Source organism: Psychrobacter halotolerans (assembly GCF_039680845.1).
GTDB lineage: Bacteria > Pseudomonadota > Gammaproteobacteria > Pseudomonadales > Moraxellaceae > Psychrobacter.
The window spans coordinates 437,858-457,347 of sequence record NZ_JBDKWD010000001.1 but is presented as its reverse complement, the minus strand read 5'-3'; the positions used below and the strand labels follow the sequence as shown (position 1 = coordinate 457,347).

The following is a 19,490-nucleotide window of genomic DNA, read 5'->3' as shown; positions in this document are numbered from 1 at the left end:
TGTCAAGACTTTTTTTACGCCTTTTAGAAATTAAATATCTTTTTCTGAGAGCGCGGCGAGGATGCAAGTCTTTACGCTTTAAATGATATCGAATCCATAAAGAAGTACAGATGCTAATGGTTAGTGCTAGCAGCATATAACCAATGATGGTTCCCCATAACTTGAAGTGTGGATCCATGATAAAGTCCCTCCCATTAAGCCTTCATAATGTTTGCTCTTAATTCATCGTGGGTAACTTACACCATCTATAAATATGTAAACGCTCTTTTGTGGTAATTATCTAGCAGTTGATCCCTGTTCTCTTATTTTTGAATGACCATGTATTTAAGTAGCTGAGTATTTAAGTAGCTGAATATTGAAGCGGCTAAGTATTTAAGCGACTGAATATTTAAACAACTAAAGTCATTAAGTATTACAAATAACATTATTGGCAGTGGTTAGCAAGGCGTGATATGTGAGAGCGGCTTATTTATCATCGTCGGTGGGCGCTTCGTCAGTTGCTTCAGCGTGCATGGCGTTTGCGAGCATAGGGTAGTGATTAAGAATATAACAAAACAGCTCCGCAGTTTTTTGCGTGTCGTACAACGCCGAGTGAGCATCTTTACCGTCGAAATTAAGTCCCGCTGCTTTACACGCTCTTGCCAGTACGGTTTGACCAAACGCCAATGCCGAGAGGGTGACGGTGTCAAACACTGAGAAATTATGAAAAGGGTTGTGGCTTTTGCTATTGGTACGTAATACGGCGGCGTTTAAAAAAGACAAGTCAAAATGGGCATTGTGTCCGATTAACACGCATTGACGGCAATCCTCAGCACGACGTATCTCTTTTAATCCTTTAAAAATACGGCGTAGAGCCGTTTTTTCGTCTTCAGCAATGGCTTTACGCATCGGATTGTTAGGATCAATGCCCGTAAAGGCAAGGGCACTTGGCTCTAAGTTTGCCCCTTCAAAGGGCTCAATATGCGCATTAAACGCTTCGCCTGCATAAAATATGCCTTGATCATTGAGTAGGATAGGAATACAAGCAATTTCTAATAGCGCATCTGTTTGGGCATTAAAACCGGCTGTCTCAACGTCCACAACGACAGGCAGAAACTTACGAAAACGCTCTTTTAAGCGCATGGGTGCTTGCGCTTCTGTTGCCAAATCGCCATCGGGAGTATTTGATATAGGGCTGACACTATTTACTAAAGTGTTTGATGAATTGTCGTCAGATAAGGTGGCATCGTTTTGAGTGGTCATATCAGGTTAAATCACTTTTATCAGTCGTACTATTATAAGAATTAAAAAATACAGTAATGAGAAAATACCGTAATTAAAAAAAGGCGTCTCCTATGATAAAAATGACACCGCTTGTGATAAGGGTGCCCGTTATATCATAGGATAAAATAAAAAAGCGTCTTAATGGTTTATGAGCTTTATGCTTTGATCGACCAAGGTAGCCTCTCACCTGCCATCAGTGGCGTCAGCAATCCACCCTCTAAATAAGGATAATTGGCGGGCACTTGCATGGGTGTGTTGACCAAGGTAATCGTACTTTCATTGACCGATAAGCCATAAAAATTGGCACCAAAACGACTGGCAAAGCCTTCTAACTTGTCGATTTTACCCACACTATCAAAGGCAGTGGCGTATAGTGGTAAAGCGGTCGCCGCGCTATAGCAACCAGCACAACCGCAAGCCGCTTCTTTTTTGTCCGTTGCGTGCGGGGCGGAGTCGGTACCCAAAAAGAACTTTGGATTGCCGCTGGTCGCCACATCCAATAATACTCTTTGATGGCTTTCACGCTTTAAGATAGGTAAGCAATAAAAATGCGGCTTGATGCCACCGACCAGTAAATGATTACGATTAAACATCAAATGTTGCGGCGTAATAGTGGCAGCAACTTGGTTGCCTTGCGCCAATACAAAGTCTGCGGCATCACTGGTGGTGATGTGTTCCATAACGATTTTTAATGTCGGAAACTTGATAATAATTTGTGCCAATACCTCGTCCAAAAATCGCTTTTCACGGTCGAAAATATCCACATGATCTTGCGTGACTTCGCCGTGTAGCAATAAAGGCAGATTATATTTTTCTAGCGCTTCAAAGACATCGACGCAGGCGTTGATATCAGTGACGCCATCAGCCGAGTTGGTGGTAGCACCAGCCGGGTAGAGCTTAACGGCTTGGACAATACCTGACTTGGCGGCCATCTCAATATCTTGTGCGGTCGTATTATCCGTCAAATACAAGGTCATACGCGGATCAAACGCCGCTTTTCGCTCATCGTTTATGTCGCTGGTCTGCAAATGGTCTAAAATGCGGTCGCGATAGGCCAGTGCCTCATCGACATTTTTCACGGGTGGTACTAGGTTTGGCATACAAATGACACGGTTAAAGCTACTGGCTGCGTGCGGTACGGTCGTACTTAGCGCCTCACCGTCACGTAGATGAATATGCCAATCATCTGGCTGGAGGATAGTCAACTCTCTAATCGAATCAGTCATAAGGTTGTCGCGCTCTATGTCTTCATATATGAAAATAAAAGGAGGGGATGCTGTAGCGCTATCATAACAGATTTGCCTACTTGACTAAATATGCGACCAAATATCTGTACATAATTCGTTGATTAATTTTCAACGTATCGTTAAGTCAAAAAGTGCCAGTATCAAAAAGTGCTAATCAAAAATTTTAGTAAAGGAATATCAAAAAAAAGGAGTCAAATAAAAAACATGAAACTATAAACGCTCAAAATGTAAGCCGAAACAGACGCCTTATGTCAGTTGCACTTTTGCCTATAGTAAATATGATGTACACTGAACACGTAATGTATTTTTCGATTCAATCTTAGCGCTTTTACCAAAGCGACGTTCTTATAATAGGGGTTATTCATGGCTCAACTTGATCCAAAAAATATCAATAAAATCGTATTGGCATACTCAGGTGGTCTTGATACCTCCATCATCGCTAAATGGCTACAAGAAACTTATGATGCAGAAGTCATCACTTTTACCGCTGATATTGGTCAAGGCGAAGAAGTTGAGCCAGCACGCGCCAAAGCGAAAGCCATGGGTATCAAAAACATTCATATCGAAGATTTGCGCGAAGAATTCGCTCGTGACTATGTGTTCCCCATGTTCCGCGCCAATGCGATCTACGAAGGTGAGTATTTACTAGGAACGTCTATTGCCCGTCCCTTGATTGCCAAGCGTTTGGTTGAAATCGCTAAAGAACACAACGCCGATGCCATCAGTCATGGCGCGACGGGTAAAGGAAACGACCAAGTACGTTTTGAGTTGGGTGCGGTTGCCTTATCGCCAGACGTGGTGACCATTGCGCCTTGGCGTGAGTGGGATTTGTCTAGCCGCGAAAGCTTGATGCAATATGCCAAAGAGCATGATATCGCGATTGACTATGCAGGCAGTAGCAAAAAATCGCCTTACTCAATGGATGCCAACTTACTGCATATCTCTTATGAAGGTGGGGTTTTAGAAGATCCGTACGCAGAAGCAGAAGACGATATGTGGCGCTGGTCAGTGAGCCCAGAAGAAGCACCTGACGAAGCACAGTATTTAGAGCTTGAGTATGAAAAAGGGGACATCGTTGCAATCGATGGCGAGACGCTTAAGCCTTATGAGATTATGATTAAGCTCAATGAAATTGGCGGTAAGCATGGTATTGGTCGTTTAGATATCGTTGAAAACCGTTATGTGGGTATGAAGTCACGCGGCTGCTATGAGACGCCAGCTGGCACAATCATGCTCAAAGCGCATCGCGGTATCGAGTCATTAACGCTAGATCGAGAGGCTGCGCATTTAAAAGATGAGCTTATGCCACGCTATGCAAAAATCATCTACAACGGTTACTGGTTCAGCCCTGAGCGTATGATGCTGCAAGCACTGATCGACAAGTCTCAAGAACACGTCAACGGTACTGTACGCGTGAAGCTATACAAAGGCTGTGTCAGTGTGGTTGGCCGTAAGTCAGACGATTCATTGTTTGATGAAAAAATTGCCACGTTTGAAGATGATGCGGGTGCTTATGATCAAAAAGATGCAGAAGGCTTTATCCGTCTAAACGGTCTACGTCTTGCTATCGAAGCCAGCCGTGGTCGTGACTTGTCAAAGTAAGCTTTTAGCTTATTTTGCTTTGGTTAAAACGCCAAATCATCATAAAAACAGAGGCACTATAAAATAGTGCCTCTGTTTTTTTATGGCTATTTATGGGAGTGCTTTTTAAAGTAGAATTAGCCTAAAGTAGAGCCAGTCTAAAGTAGAATCAGCGTCAAATGAAAATACAGTCAATCCTAAATAAAAAAAGCACAGTCATTATCACGCGCTACTGAAACAAGTTTTCCTTGCTTGCTGTGCTTTCGCAGACAGAGACGGCGCAAAATTTACGTCCATAGTGCTGTACTCTTTTTAAGATTTATCGGCTATGGCTACTTTATGACCGTTCTCCCTATTTTGAATTGTCTACGTCTTCTGTACTACTCTCATCATCATCATCGACCCTAACAATCGCCACATCTTGCTGCTGACGCTGCTCGTTAATATCTTGTTCAGACACTTCCTCTGTCGCAAGGAGACGACCGTTGGCTTTTTGCGTTTGATATTTAAGAGTGGCAAGCGCGCCCAAGACACCGATGACAAGAACAATGATAAGAATGACAGGGTTCTTCCAAAGCGGCATTGATGCGTCGTATTCAATCGGTTTTTCGCTAATAGTAGTCGGGATATTGTCACTATTGCCACCGATCAATCCTAAGCTAACCAAAGGCGGCTTTGGTGGAGTGGTCGGCTCAGAGTTTATGCGCAAGCGATTGCGGCTCAGATAAATATCTGATATTTTTGCCAGTTGTAATAACCAGCGTTGGTGCGGTAAGGCAATCGCGTGCATCTCAGCAAACACCAGCATGTCATTGTGACGCCCTTGCTGTAGGTTGTCCGGTGAGCGACCGATGGCTTTTAAATAATTGCCCGTTGCCAGCTGCATATCTTGTACAGGTGCTTGACTTTGAGACTTAAAATCAGTCAGCGTAAACCAGTAAGGATCAAAAGCCGGTGGCGAACTGGTTGCCAGCGTAGTGTCTGATGCATGGGGTTTGTTAGCGCTATTTAACGTTGGTTCTTGTTCTGGACTTGATGCGTTTTCTGCCGTAATTACAGGTTGTTTGTCTTCGTGAGCTTCTGTCGATTCTCTAGAAGCTAAGTCAGAGATGTCCTCGGCAAAGCGTGCGTCTAACAAAAACTGAGGTTGTAGCGCAAACCATTTATCAATCTCATCGTGATCAAGCTGGCTGTACTCTGTCAAAATAGCCAATTCACGTAGCGCAACCACGCATAAAGTCGTTAGCAAAATTTGGGCTTGCCGTACTGTTGCATGGATTTGTGTAGCGATGTGCTCGCTCGCTTTTATCACAAGGGCATTATCATGAAATATGGCGTCTGCGGCATCATGACGATGATATAATGTCGCATTAAGCGTCGCAAAATTCATAGAGTTGAATTGGCGCAGCTCTTTGACAGCCGCGCGGCCAAATAATCTTTTGTTAACGGCTTGCCCTTGATGGCGCTGCTGATAAACCAGAAGCGCACTAACAATCGCTTGTAAACTGGCCGTCGTTGCCAGACGCGCTTGCGGTAAGGACAGTTGGGCGGCATCTGCCAACAAGGGCAGCATAGGCATGGTATCTTGATATAGAAAATCATACATCGACACACGTGTCGGTGAAATAGTCGTCATAATCTGCTAGCATCAAAAAGTGTGCCCCTATCTTACGGTGCCAAATGCCACGTTACAATCCCTTGATAATAGAAATTTCCAATCATTTTTCATCCATCGTATTGGTTTGTACCCAACAGATGACAAACCTATGGTTGGTTTCACTATAAATAAACGCCGGACGTATCCATGAATGATCCTAACAATCTCGATAGTCAGCTAATCATTAATATTGCAGCGCAAACCTTGACGGTGTACCAGCAGCAACGTGAAATCAAAAAATACTCGGTATCGACTGCTAAAAATGGGCTAGGTAGTCAAGAAAATAGTGGCTGTACGCCCCTTGGTCAACACATCATCGCAGACAAAATAGGTAAAGATGCGCCTATTCATTCGGTGTTCGTTGGTCGTGTTGCAACTGGCGAGATATATGATGCAGCGCTTGATGCGTTATATCCTGAGCGCGATTGGATATTGAGTCGTATCTTATGGCTCAGTGGACTTGAGATAGGTATCAACAAAGGTAGCAATGCTCAAGGAAGCTGTGATACTTACGAGCGTTACATCTACATTCATGGTACGCCAGACACTGAACCGATGGGTCTGCCACTCTCGCATGGCTGCGTGCGTATGTGCAATCAAGACATCATTGAATTGTTTGAGCAAGTTGAGGAAGGCATGGCGGTGACTATTGTGGCTGAGTAGAGCATAATGACTATGTCATGAATTTAGCAGCTTAACGATAAAGCAGCGTTTAAGCAAAAAAGACAGCTCACACCATGTAAGCTGTCTTTTTTTATTCGGTTTTTTAAATCACTTCATTCTAAGCATGAGACAGAGTGATTGGGATAGCGTTGCAGTAAAGCATTAATAAAACTAAATGCTAATAAAATAAAGCATTTTACTCAAAGCATTTAGATTGCACTTTCCTTAACTTTATCCAAGCGTTTTTGGATACCTTTGTCCTCTTTTTCTAGCATAGCGGCAAACCAGCCCGTGCCATATAGTGCATTGGATTCGGTCCCTGCCTTTAATACATAACGCTGATGGTACTGGGTGTGGGCATGATATTTTTTGAGAGCCTTATGCGCTTTGACTAAATGCTTCAATCTACGTTTGGCTTTCTTTTTAGAGGATTTTTTGCCAAATAACGGCGCACAAAACTCACTGACATATCGTAGCCTCTCTAGTTGATTGTACAACGAATCTATTGAATCTGCTTCTTTAACGCTATCAAGGTCAATAAGGCGCTCGTACTGCTCAGACAGGATTTGAGTGAGCTTATCGATAGTACGCTCATTACCTTGCGGTTCGAGCTCTGGATCACTCATGGTAAATGCAATCAGCTCTAGCAAGGTGAGCTGAAAATCATTGGCTTTTACCGCATCCATTGGGCTGATTTTGAGCAACTTAATGTCAGTCGTCCAATCGGTGGCAGGTGAATCATAGGCTTGTAGTTCGGCTTCTACGTGGTTTGCTAAGTACGTCAGTTCTCGATAGTCGTCAAGTAGAGCCGTCGTTTGCTGCAAGATAGGTTGCCAGTCAGGATTGATCTCATCAGAGAAGTCTGCAAAGGCAGTTATCGCCGTGAGCAGACGTTTAATACCCGTTTGGAATTGTAAAATATGCTCATGATCAGTGCTACCTGCAACGATTGCACTACTATTTGGTAGGATTTGGAGCAGACAGTTATGTACGGCGGCTCTGACAAAAGCGGGCTTACTCATTTTTTTATGAATGGACATTTGGCTAAGATCAGCGCCAACGGCTTGGCTGTAACGCTGCTCCTTGATGAGCAGTCCACCGCGCTCTGCTTTGGTGACGGTAGATAAGCAAAGCTTGTAGCGTTTGCACCAAGTTTTGGCAGTCGTAAATAAAAAATCCACATCGCCCGATATCAATTCAAATTCAATCTCTTGAATGGTGTCGCGCTGAGTATGGTCATTACCATGAATAATCTGTCCTTGATCGTATGCAACCTCGATCTTGTTTTCAGGAAGATTACCAGAACCGTAATCAGAGTCGTTGCTTGTCTTGTCTACCAGCAAGCGTGTGGTACGTTGTACATCAGTGACATAAAGTGGTGTCAGCTGATTGGACAGTTTTTTGATTTTAAAGTCATCTAAAATAGCAGCGATAGGGGTGTCCTGATAAATGGTTAAGTCAGGTATGAGTGCATTATTATCTAGCATGGTTTGAACGTGCTCATTGTCCAATAGCGCATTGTGTTCTAGACGTGCTACGATACCATCTCCACCCGCTTTGATGGTCTGTACCCAATTATCACCTTCCTTACGAATACGTAAGCCAATACCAGCTTTTGCCAGTTTCTGGTCATCCGTGTCGTAATAGTGGGCGGCCAGCTGCATCACCTGTGAGGATTTGACGTGCGTTTGCCGCATCAAGCCTTTTAGACGTGATTCTGGCACCAAAAACTTCAGCTCTATTTCTTGCATGGCGATTCCTAATAAATTTAATTGCTTCCATCCTATGAAAGCTATTGGCGAATAACAAGCAAAATTTAGACTTAAAATAGCGTTCTGATATTAACAGTATACTTTTTATCATTAATCACTATAATTGAGTAAATTAACAAACAAAAGTAAGTTTTAAATGACTGACTATACGGTAAAAACTAAAGTGGATAAACGTAATACAAGGACGGATAAAAAGAGAGTTTTATGTCTTCATTTGAGTCATCATGATGCTCATCAGTCCTATCTCGAACTGAGTTTAAAAGCTTTACTACTGCCAGCAATGTTGGGATCATTCATATTGATCGGTGGTTGTAGTAATTCTAATGAATATTCAGAGAGTGAGTCCGTTCAAACCGAATTGGAAGAAGTGACAGATGATTCGATAAACGAAATGGTATCTGAGGGTTCAGCAGATATAACGACAAATGCAAAGCCTACCGCTAGCAACTTAAGTATTGATAATTTATCAGGTGGTAGTGAACCAGTACTGGGTAGCCAAGCGGCAGATATTCAAATTGCTGGTAAGGAGCTGCTGATTACTGCCAGTGTTGATTTTAAAGTTAAAGAGGTTGTCAAAAGTAGTAATGCCATTGAGAATTTAACGCGGCAACAAGGTGGTTATGTCGCACTCAGTAATATTAGCAACTATCCACGTGATAGCCGTACTTTTGTACAAGGCGATAAAAATATTACGCTTACCACTTATACGCGTCAGGCTGATATGATCGTTCGTGTTCCGCGAGTCAATGTCAATAAGTTCTTGGCGCAACTACAACAGCAAGTCGCGTTTTTAAATGAGCATCAGTTTAGCGCGCAAGATGTCACATTGGATATATACCGTGAACAACTTGCCAGCCAGTTAAATAAGGACATGGCAAGCGAGCTTAGTCAAGAACGTCTTGATAGTAAGAATGACAAAGATCAAGGCAGTAACGTCGACGCTATTACTGCCACTTATGCTGCTCGGCGCCAGCAAGCGCTTGCTCAGCTTGAGCAGATGGATATGGCAGATAAAGTCAAATACAGTACCATCAGCCTGACATTTATGCAGCCAGATATCAGTTATAAAGAAACCACGCAAAATCTAGAGGTAATATTAGATGCTGAGCGTCCAAATTTTAGTATGCAAGTTAACCAATCATTCAAAGATGGCTGGAATATACTCAGGTCATTGGCATTGGGTCTTATAAAATTATGGTGGCTGGTTGTGCTTGGTGGTGTCTTCTATCTCATTTATAGAATGATAAAAGCAATCTATCGTAAGTTTTTCAAAAATGACCCTCGTATAAAAAATATACGACGTGAGTTAATGGGTGAAAATCCAGAAATTAATCATTCAGAGAATATAAAGAGCAATCAGCTAGGTAATAATACGGACAAGGCTAAAGAGACTGACAGCAAGAATGCTAAGCATTAGAATGGAAAACTAAAAAGCTCACAATAACAGAGTGTCAATAAAAACATATAAAAAAGCCGCCCTACGTCATGTAGGGCGGCTTTTTTTAAGACTGACGGTTATAAATGATCAGTGATTAGAACTGGTTCATTGTGTTTTTGCCGCCGCCTGCTTTTAGCGCGTTGTCACCTGAGAAGATCTCTTTGTGATCATCGCCAAGATCAGAGCCTGCCATGGCTTGGTGCTTAACACAAGCGATGCCTTCACGGATCTCTTTACGTTGTACACCAGCGGCATAAGCAAGCATACCTTCTTCACCAAAGTAGCCTTTAGCCAATTCATGAACGCTAAGCGCGGTCGTGTGGTAAGTCGGTAGCGTGATCAAGTGATGGAAGACACCGGCTTCACGTGACGCATCACGCTGGAAGTTTTTCGCGGCGATGTCAGCGGCTTTGTCAAGCTCAGTACCATCATAATCGGCACTCATCAAGTCGTCTTTATTGTATTTAGAAACGTCTTGGCCTTCTGCTTCCCACTGTGCGATCACTTGCTTACGGAAGTTAAGCGTCCAGTTGAATGATGGGCTGTTGTTGTAGACCAGCTTCGCTTTAGGTTGTTGCTCTTTAATACGGTCAACCATTGATTTGATATGCTCTACGTCTGGAGTCGGGGTTTCAATCCAAAGTAGATCCGCACCGTTTTCTAGCGCAGTCACACAGTCAAGGACAACACGGTCAATGTTGGTATCTTCACGGAACTGATATAAGCCGTTCGGTAGACGAACTGGACGTACCAGTTTGCCGTTGTGCTTAAGTAAGCTGTCGTTCTCGTCTGCATCTTCAAGAGAGATTTCTTCCATTTCGATGAAATCAATGTATTTAGAAGCAAGATCGCCTGGCTCATTTGATACTGGGATTTTTTGTGTGAGCGATGCGCCTTCAGAATCCGTACGAGCAACGATGACACCGTCTTCAACACCAAGCTCTAAGAATGCATAACGAATGGCGTTTAGTTTAGAGATGAAATCTTCATGTGGTACGGTAACTTTACCCGCTTGGTGACCACACTGCTTAGCATCAGATACTTGGTTTTCAACCTGAATCGCACACGCACCCGCTTCGATCATCTGCTTGGTCAATAGGTAAGTGGCTTCTTCGTTACCAAAACCTGCATCGATGTCAGCAATGATTGGCACCACATGAGAATCAAAGTTTTCAATTTTTTCTAAGATCGCTGAGGTGTCTTGACCTGCTTCTTCAGCAGCGTTTAGCTCACGGAAGTAATCGTTCAATACTTTGGCATCTGCTTGACGTAAGAAAGTATAAATCTCTTCGATTAGCTTAGGCACTGATGTTTTTTCGTGCATAGACTGATCAGGTAGAGGACCAAACTCAGAACGTAGGGCAGCTACCATCCAACCTGATAAGTAGATATAAGTTTTAGAGGTGGTGCCGAAGTATTTTTTCTTAGCGTACATGGTTTGCTGTGCCACAAAACCATGCCATGCGCCTAAAGATTGAGTATATTGAGACGTATCATTGTCATAGTCTTCCATGTCTTGACGCATGATTTTTGCAGTATATTTGGCGATATCCAAACCCGTTTTAAAACGGTTTTGAGACATCATACGTGCCGCATCAGTTTCGCTGATATTTTGCCAGTTACCGTGCTTTTGCTTTAGTTCACGTACTAAGTCGATCGCTGATTTATATGCAGTTGACATCTGTAGTCTCCTTGGTGGGGTATGATAAACAAATAAATTAAGTGCTAAAATAATGACGATTGGGTATGGCTAAAACTTTAATGTTATTAAATCGTGTTATGAAAAAATCTCGCTTTAGACGTCGCATGATTGGTTTGGGTTATTGTAGGCTATCGATGAACGCCTTTTATTTACCATAAACAAACCTATCTACGAATACAAGGCAATGGCTGAACTCGGTAGTTAAAAATAATGGATGGCGAATCAATGGTAACCGAGCTTACTCATACATTCTAAAGGGCTTGCGCTATTTATTGATTGATGCCGCCATCACGATCAATAAGAAATGTTACAATAATAGACGGGGCGAATGACAAAGACAGTTTTACAAATCATTCTTGCTAGTGGTCGTTGCCAATCAACCAGATTTTGCTGTCCATTTAATCTAATAACCTATCAGCTCATTGCGTCATTTAGATGAATGCAAACCGCCTATAAATCTGAATTTTATGGTCTGTGTGACAAATCATCCATGAGCTTCACTATAACCGCCTCACTGAGATTTATCTAATTTATGATAATTATCTTTGGTATTTCTGTAATCTATATTGTATAAAAAACAGTATCTTAGGTTGGCAAAATTGGGTTATAATTGATAAAAACTATATGACTTTGAGCAAAAGTTAGAAGTATTTTCCTAAAATAACGTCTAAATTATTGAAACAGCACCAAAAATACCGAGCGTATAAAGGTATTTATTCAAAGACCAAGAGAACTATATATGAACTTGCAGCGGGTAGATTTAAACTTATTGGTACATTTAGATGTGCTGCTACGAGAAAAGAACGTGACTCGTGCCGCAGAGCAGCTTGGCATTACCCAACCAGCGATGAGTAATATTTTGCGTCGTCTGCGCAAACTGTTCAATGATCCACTGCTAGTGCGTTCCTCTGAGGGGATGACACCGACCGAGCGTGCTTTAGAGCTGCAACCTCGTATCCGTGAAATATTGGCTGATCTGACACAAGTGTTAGAACCTCGTACTGAATTCCGTCCTTATAGCACCTCACGCGTGTTTCGTATTATGACGTCAGACTATGCCGAAGCGACCTTAGTACCTAAATTGGTTAAAGCGCTACGTTCGGAAGCGCCCAATGTGATTTTGGATTTTTTAACGCCTTCAGATGTGTCTTATCGTGATATGGAGCAGGGGCGAGTGGATTTGGCAATCAATCGCTTCAATGAAATTCCTCAAAGCTTTCACCAAGTATTGGTATGGCGTGATACGTTTAGTTGTTTGTTGTCTGCTGAGAGTCCTTATGCCAACCGTTTTAATTTAAAAAATTACCTAAAAGCGCAGCATGTATGGGTATCCAAGACTGGAATGGGCGTAGGGTTCGGGGTCAATCCAGAAAAATCTGGGGGTTTGGGTTCTATCGATCAAGCCTTGCAACGTCTCGGTCAAAAACGCCAGATCAGCGTCTTTACCCGTCATTATCAAATGCCAGCAATGCTTGCCGCTAATAAAGATTTGATAGCGACATTGCCAACCCGTGTGGCGCGAATGCAGGCGAACAACGATAGCATTATGATGGAAGAGCCGCCATTTTTTATTCCTGAGTTCGAGCTAACCATGGCGTGGTCACCGCTATTGCAGCATCATCCAGCGCATCGCTGGTTGCGTCAACTGATCATGCATGTGGCGCGTCAAGTCGTGGCAGAAGAAGAGAATCCGCCGCAAGACATTCCTGTGACAAACCATTTGTTTTAGTAAGACACTGATCTGCTTTAATAAGACCCTAAATAGGCATCTATCATAATTTAAAATATGTAATGTCTTATTCTAACGATTGATGCCAGTCGCCTAGAATATAACTCAATCAAACCAGCCTATGAGCTGGTTTTTTTGTTTTACTATTATCGAAAATAGCATGTCCAGTCATAAGACATTCTTAATAAGACCGTCACATTCTTAACATCTTACGCACACTTCTTCATAACTTGTAAAACTACTGGCTCAGTAGTTTGTTATGATATTTGCACATTAAGAAAAAAGATAATTAAACGTTCTATTGTTAAGATAATCTTGAGTTAATAGTCCTAAGCTAGACAAACAAACCTTGATCTAGACAAATAATATTATCTGTCAACGCCTATAGAGTGATGTTTGAAACTCGATTACTATATTTCGTAGACAGATAATCTAACCGCTAAACCAATAATAATTCTGAAAAATAACCAAGGATAATAACCATGGCTGACATTACCACTGTAAACCCAGCAACGGGCGAAGACATTAAAGAATACAACTACATGAGCAATGACGAGGTCAACAAGATTGTTGAGGCCTCGCATCAAGCATTTTTAGAATGGCGCAAAACCAGTCACGAAGAGCGTGCAAAGGTGATTAAGTCTATCGGCGACACTTTGAAAAAATACGAAGAAGAGCTGTCTAAACTGATGACAGAAGAGCGCGGTAAGCTCTACAGCCAAAGTAAGCAAGAGATCACTTTATGTAAAGGTATTTGTGATTACACTGCACAGCAAGGCGTTGCTGCATTGGCTGATGACGAGCGTGATATCGAAAACATGAAAAAAGGCATCGTAACGTATCAGCCTATTGGCGTGATTTATGGTATGCAGCCTTGGAACTTCCCAGCCTATCAAGTATTCCGTTATACAATCGCCAATCTAATGGCGGGTAACAGTATCTTGCTTAAGCATGCAGCAAACGTGACAGGTTCTGGATTGTTGATTGAAAAGATTTTCCATGAGTCAGATTTGCCTAACGATTTGTTCCGTACTATTTTGATCGATCATGATCAATCAGAAGAACTAATCGGCAATGATAAAGTGCGCGGTGTTACATTGACAGGTAGTGACGACGCTGGTCGTATTGTCGGTCAACAAGCGGCAAAAGCCATCAAAAAAGTCGTTCTAGAGTTAGGCTCAAACGATGCTTTTATCGTTCTAGAAGATGCTGATTTGGATGTTGCTGTAGAAACTTGTACTCAAGCGCGTCTGACTAACAATGGCGAAACTTGTGTGGCTGCTAAGCGTTTCATCGTCGTTGATAGCTTATATGATGAGTTCCGTGAGCGCATCGTTGAGAAGTTTGCAAACGTAAAAGCAGGCGATCCAATGGATAAAGATTCTGACATCGGTCCATTAGCGCGTAAAGATCTGCAAGAAAAACTGCATGAGCAAGTAGAAGAAAGTGTAAGCAAAGGTGCTACTATCGCGGTTGGCGGTAAGCTACCAGAAGGGAAAGGCAGCTTCTATCCAGCCACTATTTTAGAGAATGTCGAAAAAGGTCAGCCAGCTTATGATGATGAGCTGTTTGGACCAGTGGCGTCACTAATTCGTGCCAAAGATCAAGATGATGCATTACGCATTGCCAACGACAGCCGTTACGGTTTGGGCGGCGCTATCTTCTCTAAAGATGAAGAAAAAGCGATCCGTTTGGCGCGTGATGAGTTTGATACAGGTATGGTCTACATCAATGGTTATGGACTTGCAAACCCAGGATTGCCATTCGGCGGCGTAAAAGACTCAGGTCACGGCCGTGAGCATGGTGGATTCGGTATTAAAGAGTTTGTAAACATTAAAGCGTTACATGTGTTTGCAGGCCAATAATACTTAATAAGTTTGGGAATAAAGAGGGTTAGATGCTGTTTTTATACTGATCCTTTTTATACCTAGTTACAGACAAGCCCAGTCATTCAACATTGAGTGACCGGGCTTTTTTATGACTAACTATTATGACTATAGAGCAATGATTGGCTTGCTTACGACTAGATCACTCTTCTATATAGAGCTTAAGTGGTAGCGCTGGCATAAAAGCGTTTTGCTGAGCGTTAAGTGGTGCTTTGTTCAGCGATAATACGCCTTTGGCCAATAGCAAAACGGTCCAAGGAAGCAGTTGATGCTCAAGCTTCTGTACCCGTTTTTGTAAGTCATCAGCCGTATCTTTGTGCGTCAAGCTTAGCACAGCTTGAGTCAACACAGTCCCAGCATCAAGCTCAGCGGTCACCACATGGATACTACAGCCGTGAAGCTGCTCACCTGCTTGTAAGACGCGTTGATGCGTATCAAGGCCTTTATAAGCGGGCAATAAAGAGGGGTGCAAGTTGATCATGGGCGCTGGTGCGTTGTCAATAAACGCACTACTCAAGACCCGCATAAAGCCCGCTAAAACAATGAGGTCTGGTTGCCATGCGTTCAGTTGCTCACTGGCATGGCGCTCAAACGTTTTGATACCCATACGCTTGCCGTTCGCTACGTGCGACAATATCGCGACTGGAATGGCGGCGGCATGAGCACGGGTCACCGCATAAGCGTCCTCACGATTGCTAATCACACCAACGATCTCAATGGGTAGCGTACCCGCTTGCATGGCATCAATCAGCACTTGCAAATTACTACCGCTACCAGACACCAAAACGACCACTCGTAAAGGCTGGCTAGTAGCAGCAGTATTGTTGGTGTTAGTAGATATAGTATCAACAGCCATTAACGGTACACCACTGCATCCGCCTGATCATCAGTGCCGCGTTTGACCATTTCGCCCAACTGCCAAGCGTTCTCACCTGCGTCATTCAACGTGTTGATGGCGCTCTCAGCTTTATCTTTAGGAACGACAATGACAAAACCAACGCCGCAGTTAAAGGTACGATACATCTCGCTTTGTTCGATGTTACCTTGCGTTTGTAACCAAGTGAACAGCTCAGAGAACTGCCAGCTGTTGGTATCAATGCTGGCTGCCAAATGGTCTGGGAGCACGCGCGGTAAGTTATCGGTCAGACCACCACCTGTGATGTGAGACATGGCATGCAACGCTGAGCTACCAAGAATGTCTTGCAAGGCTTTAACCGCTTTTACATAAATGCGAGTAGGGGCCATAAGGGCGTCTTGAATAGGCTGACCGTCTAATTGCTCGTCGCTATTGGTTACGTCAACGCCGCTCACTTCAATAACTTTGCGAACCAATGAATAACCATTAGAATGCGCGCCACTTGAGGCAAGCGCAATCAGTACGTCACCTTCAGCGACATTTTCGCCCGTGATTACTTCGCTCTCTTCCACCACACCCACGCAGAACCCAGCCAAGTCGTAATCTTCATCTTGATACATGCCCGGCATCTCAGCAGTCTCGCCGCCGATGAGCGCACAGTTTGACAGTTTACAACCTTCACCAATACCAGTTACGACCGTGGCAGCGGTATCGATATCGAGCTTGCCTGTGGCGTAATAGTCTAAAAAGAATAATGGCTCTGCACCGCACACCAACAGATCGTTTACACACATGGCAACCAAATCAATACCGATCGTGTCGTGACGGTTTAGCTGTAAAGCCAGTTTGAGCTTAGTACCGACGCCGTCTGTACCTGATACCAATAAAGGTGAGGTGTAACCAGTCGGAATACGACAAAGCGCCCCAAAGCCGCCAAGTCCGCCCACAACCTCAGGACGAGAGGTGGCTTTTGCCACTGATTTGATACGTTGAACCAACGCATCGCCAGCATCAATGTCAACGCCAGCATCTTTGTAGCTTAAAGAAGGCTTATTACTCATGGTCATCTCACAAATTTTATAGGGAATGAAGGTCAGTCAGTAGAAAAGCGAGTCGATCGTGTTAATTTTGTAGATAGTGCGCGCATTATACCCAAAAAAACCCCTCACTCGCAAAGCAACTTAGCGATATTTGGCCGATATTTCATTAGGATTGATCGTCAGTCGTAAATAATAAGTTGAGAAACAAAAAAATGACTGATTTATTGTTGGACTCTGCGATAATGGAACGCTAAATTTATTGTCAACAACGGCTCATTATTATACGGGTGTCATCCAATAGATATACGATCTACTCAATCACGCCGCTGTTTCAAATTAGCCCAATCATAGGATTGCTTATCATGATAAACCAACCAATAGATCCCTTTTTTCGGCGTTTATTTATTGTCGTTGGTATGGTTATCGCTATTTATTTATTATATTTGATGCTACCAGTCATTACGCCGTTTGTGGTGGCATTCGTACTGGCTTATTTATTCAATCCATTAGTGAGACGTTTATCGAAGTATCTTAAGCGTTGGGTGGCAATTATTATTGTGTACTCTACCATCACTTTGGGGATGGCATTGCTACTTTGGTGGTTGATCCCGACTTTGTGGTATCAGTTGCAAGCAGCGTGGGAGTATTTGCCCAAAGTGCTGAGCTGGTACAATCAAGTGGTACGCGAATGGTTTGTGAGTAATACGCCCATGCGTCTGCCTAGGCTTGAGTCCAAAGAGTTCTCCGATACTTTGGTAGATTATATGCAAACGAACTATAAGTTTTCAGATGCCAGCACTTTGATGAGTCAAGTCATTGCGTCGAGTATGATCTTTATTAACAATGCAGGACTCATTGTACTTGTGCCCATTCTGACCTTTTATTTCTTATTTAACTGGGACAAACGCCTACACACGTGGAAGATGGCGCTTCCTGCTCCTTATTGCGAAAGAATCATTCATATCGCTCAAGAATGTGATCGTGCGCTGATGGCTTTTATCAAAGGTCAATTATTAGTCATGGTATTGTTAGGGGTTATTTATGCCGTGCAGTTACAGCTCATCGGTCTTGAGCTTGGACTGATTATTGGTATGGTGGCAGGTATTGCCAGTTTTGTGCCTTACTTGGGTTTTGGTATTGGTTTCATTGCTGCCATTATTGCCTGTCTATTCCAGTTTGGACTGGATTGGACATACTTAGCGTTGGTTGTCGGAGCGTTCTTAGTTGGGCAGGCGGCAGAAGGCTATGTCTTACAGCCTCTACTTTTGGGAGATAAGATTGGGTTGTCACCACTATGGGTTATTTTTGCGGTATTGGCAGGGGCAAGCTTGTTAGGTTTTGTTGGTATGCTGATTGCGTTGCCCGTGTCTGCGGTGCTCAATGTATTGTTCCGCCATTTGTACGCTTACTACCGCTCAACGGACTTTTATAAAGGACGTAAGCAGTTGCTTTTGTTCCCAAAGAAGTAAGGAAGCTGTAAATAAATTCACCGCGTCACTCAATGTTCACAAAGAGCTGATATAACGGAAAGTGAATATAGAACAACCTTAATCCGTAAAAGACTTGTCAGTCATTTTGCAAATATGTTATATATAGGCGCAGTATTGATAGGATAAGTTGGCATTGAGTGAGTCTTCTATAAGAGTCGTTTTAATAAATCGTACCTCTTATAGACGCGAGCAAAGAAGGCAATTTATAAGTACTTATCTATGGGTGCTATCGTTGTTCCAAAACAGAATCGGTATATACAGTCATAATGTTTTACTGGTATCAGTTTTTCTATATTAAATGATGTAAAACGAGTTGATGATTCATGGCAGAAGCGCAGCTAAGTCTCAATCTGGACATTAAGCATGATGCAAGTTTAAGCGACTTTGCCGGTCCTGGTTGGATGTCGATTATTGATGCAGTACGGCAGTTACATGTCGGTCTGATAGGCCAGCTGTATCTGTTTGGCAGTCCAGCGACTGGTAAGTCCCATTTGTTGTCTGCTATCTGTGAGTCATTTATTGAGATGGACAAATCGGCCATTTGTTTGTCGCTTAATGAGTTGATTCATACCGATGTGCATGTGCTGTCTTCTTTAGAAAACTTTGATCTGATTGCAATCGATGATTTAGAAGTACTAGAGCAGAGCAGTCAGTGGCAAGAAGCACTGTTTCATCTGATTAATCGCAGTCGCGAAGGACAGCGGCAGTTATTGTTTGCGGCAAATATGCCAGCGGGTGATTTGCCGTTTCAATTGCGCGACTTATTGACTCGCTTGGCGCAAGCGCCAGCGTTTAAAGTACCGAACGGTCATGATTTGGCTGACCGTCAAGCGTTGCTACAGTCTATTTTACGCAGACGAGGTTGGCAGTTTGATGATCGAATTATCAATCATTTATTGACAGAAGGGCCGCACCGTATCGGGGCCATGATGGAAGTATTGAACTACATTCAACCGATGTTTTCTAACCTTGGCCGTAGCAATATATCCAAAGCGGTCATCAGTGATGCGCTGCGTACTATTGATGAGCAAACGCTCGCCGCAGAGCTTGCAGATATCGCGCAAGAGACACAAGTAGACAACGAGACGGCGGATCAAGAGCAACACACCATGCCACTCGATTTTTAGCATCAAGAATACCCACTTTTTGATTCAAAACGTTTTTAC

Annotated in this window: 14 protein-coding genes; 7 read left to right on the top strand and 7 right to left on the bottom strand. The window is 43.1% G+C overall.

The genetic code is table 11. The annotated features are described in order from the left end of the window. Nucleotides 1–465: 465 nt before the first annotated feature. Together rnt and pyrC are read right to left on the bottom strand one after the other, a co-directional pair. Nucleotides 466–1,122, bottom strand: coding sequence for a ribonuclease T (rnt, locus tag AAJP47_RS01925; protein ID WP_346716554.1), 657 nt, complete (start codon nt 1,120–1,122; stop codon nt 466–468). Between the two features lie 296 nt (nt 1,123–1,418). Next, nucleotides 1,419–2,489 (bottom strand): dihydroorotase, encoded by a 1,071-nt coding sequence (pyrC, locus tag AAJP47_RS01920; RefSeq protein WP_346716217.1) that lies wholly within the window; start codon nt 2,487–2,489, stop codon nt 1,419–1,421. 384 nt (nt 2,490–2,873) lie between these two features. Between pyrC and AAJP47_RS01915 the strand changes: the two genes are divergently transcribed. Then, entirely contained in the window at nt 2,874–4,112 is a 1,239-nt protein-coding gene (locus tag AAJP47_RS01915; protein WP_346716216.1) for an argininosuccinate synthase, read from the top strand. A 331-nt stretch (nt 4,113–4,443) separates the two neighbouring features. Here the strand turns inward: AAJP47_RS01915 and AAJP47_RS01910 are convergent, their stop codons facing one another. Then, nucleotides 4,444–5,727, bottom strand: coding sequence for a hypothetical protein (locus tag AAJP47_RS01910; protein WP_346716215.1), 1,284 nt, complete (start codon nt 5,725–5,727; stop codon nt 4,444–4,446). Nucleotides 5,728–5,895: 168 nt separating this feature from the next. Between AAJP47_RS01910 and AAJP47_RS01905 the strand changes: the two genes are divergently transcribed. Next, entirely contained in the window at nt 5,896–6,411 is a 516-nt protein-coding gene (locus tag AAJP47_RS01905; protein WP_346716214.1) for a L,D-transpeptidase family protein, read from the top strand. Nucleotides 6,412–6,620: 209 nt separating this feature from the next. Here the strand turns inward: AAJP47_RS01905 and AAJP47_RS01900 are convergent, their stop codons facing one another. Beyond that, complete coding sequence (locus tag AAJP47_RS01900) at nt 6,621–8,162, bottom strand: CYTH and CHAD domain-containing protein (protein ID WP_346716213.1); 1,542 nt, start codon at nt 8,160–8,162, stop codon at nt 6,621–6,623. A 235-nt stretch (nt 8,163–8,397) separates the two neighbouring features. Between AAJP47_RS01900 and AAJP47_RS01895 the strand changes: the two genes are divergently transcribed. Then, entirely contained in the window at nt 8,398–9,600 is a 1,203-nt protein-coding gene (locus AAJP47_RS01895) for a DUF4349 domain-containing protein (protein WP_346716212.1), read from the top strand. Nucleotides 9,601–9,715: 115 nt separating this feature from the next. Here AAJP47_RS01895 and AAJP47_RS01890 read toward each other — a convergent pair whose 3' ends face one another. After that, nucleotides 9,716–11,302, bottom strand: coding sequence for an isocitrate lyase (locus tag AAJP47_RS01890; RefSeq protein ID WP_346716211.1), 1,587 nt, complete (start codon nt 11,300–11,302; stop codon nt 9,716–9,718). A 760-nt stretch (nt 11,303–12,062) separates the two neighbouring features. Between AAJP47_RS01890 and AAJP47_RS01885 the strand changes: the two genes are divergently transcribed. Together AAJP47_RS01885 and AAJP47_RS01880 are read left to right on the top strand one after the other, a co-directional pair. After that, on the top strand, nt 12,063–13,052 hold the full coding sequence (locus tag AAJP47_RS01885; protein ID WP_346716210.1) for a LysR family transcriptional regulator: 990 nt from the start codon (nt 12,063–12,065) through the stop codon (nt 13,050–13,052). A 482-nt stretch (nt 13,053–13,534) separates the two neighbouring features. Then, nucleotides 13,535–14,917 carry an NAD-dependent succinate-semialdehyde dehydrogenase gene (locus AAJP47_RS01880; RefSeq protein ID WP_346716209.1) on the top strand — a complete coding sequence of 461 codons (1,383 nt, stop codon included), beginning with the start codon at nt 13,535–13,537 and terminating at the stop codon, nt 14,915–14,917. 163 nt (nt 14,918–15,080) lie between these two features. On the opposite strand, the gene purN is transcribed toward AAJP47_RS01880, so the two are convergent. Continuing rightward, nucleotides 15,081–15,794: a phosphoribosylglycinamide formyltransferase gene (gene purN, locus AAJP47_RS01875; RefSeq protein WP_346716208.1), complete on the bottom strand. Its 714-nt coding sequence runs from the start codon at nt 15,792–15,794 to the stop codon at nt 15,081–15,083. Further along, nucleotides 15,794–16,855: a phosphoribosylformylglycinamidine cyclo-ligase gene (gene purM / locus AAJP47_RS01870; protein WP_346716207.1), complete on the bottom strand. Its 1,062-nt coding sequence runs from the start codon at nt 16,853–16,855 to the stop codon at nt 15,794–15,796. The genes purN and purM overlap by 1 nt, the downstream gene beginning before the upstream one ends. Before the next feature lie 341 nt (nt 16,856–17,196). On the opposite strand from purM, the gene AAJP47_RS01865 reads away from it, so the two are divergent. After that, a complete protein-coding gene (locus AAJP47_RS01865) occupies nt 17,197–18,303 on the top strand; it encodes an AI-2E family transporter (RefSeq protein ID WP_346716206.1) in 1,107 nt (368 codons plus the stop codon). Nucleotides 18,304–18,647: 344 nt separating this feature from the next. Further along, nucleotides 18,648–19,451, top strand: a complete 804-nt coding sequence (gene hda / locus AAJP47_RS01860; RefSeq protein WP_346716205.1) for a DnaA regulatory inactivator Hda — start codon at nt 18,648–18,650, stop codon at nt 19,449–19,451. Nucleotides 19,452–19,490 lie beyond the last annotated feature (39 nt).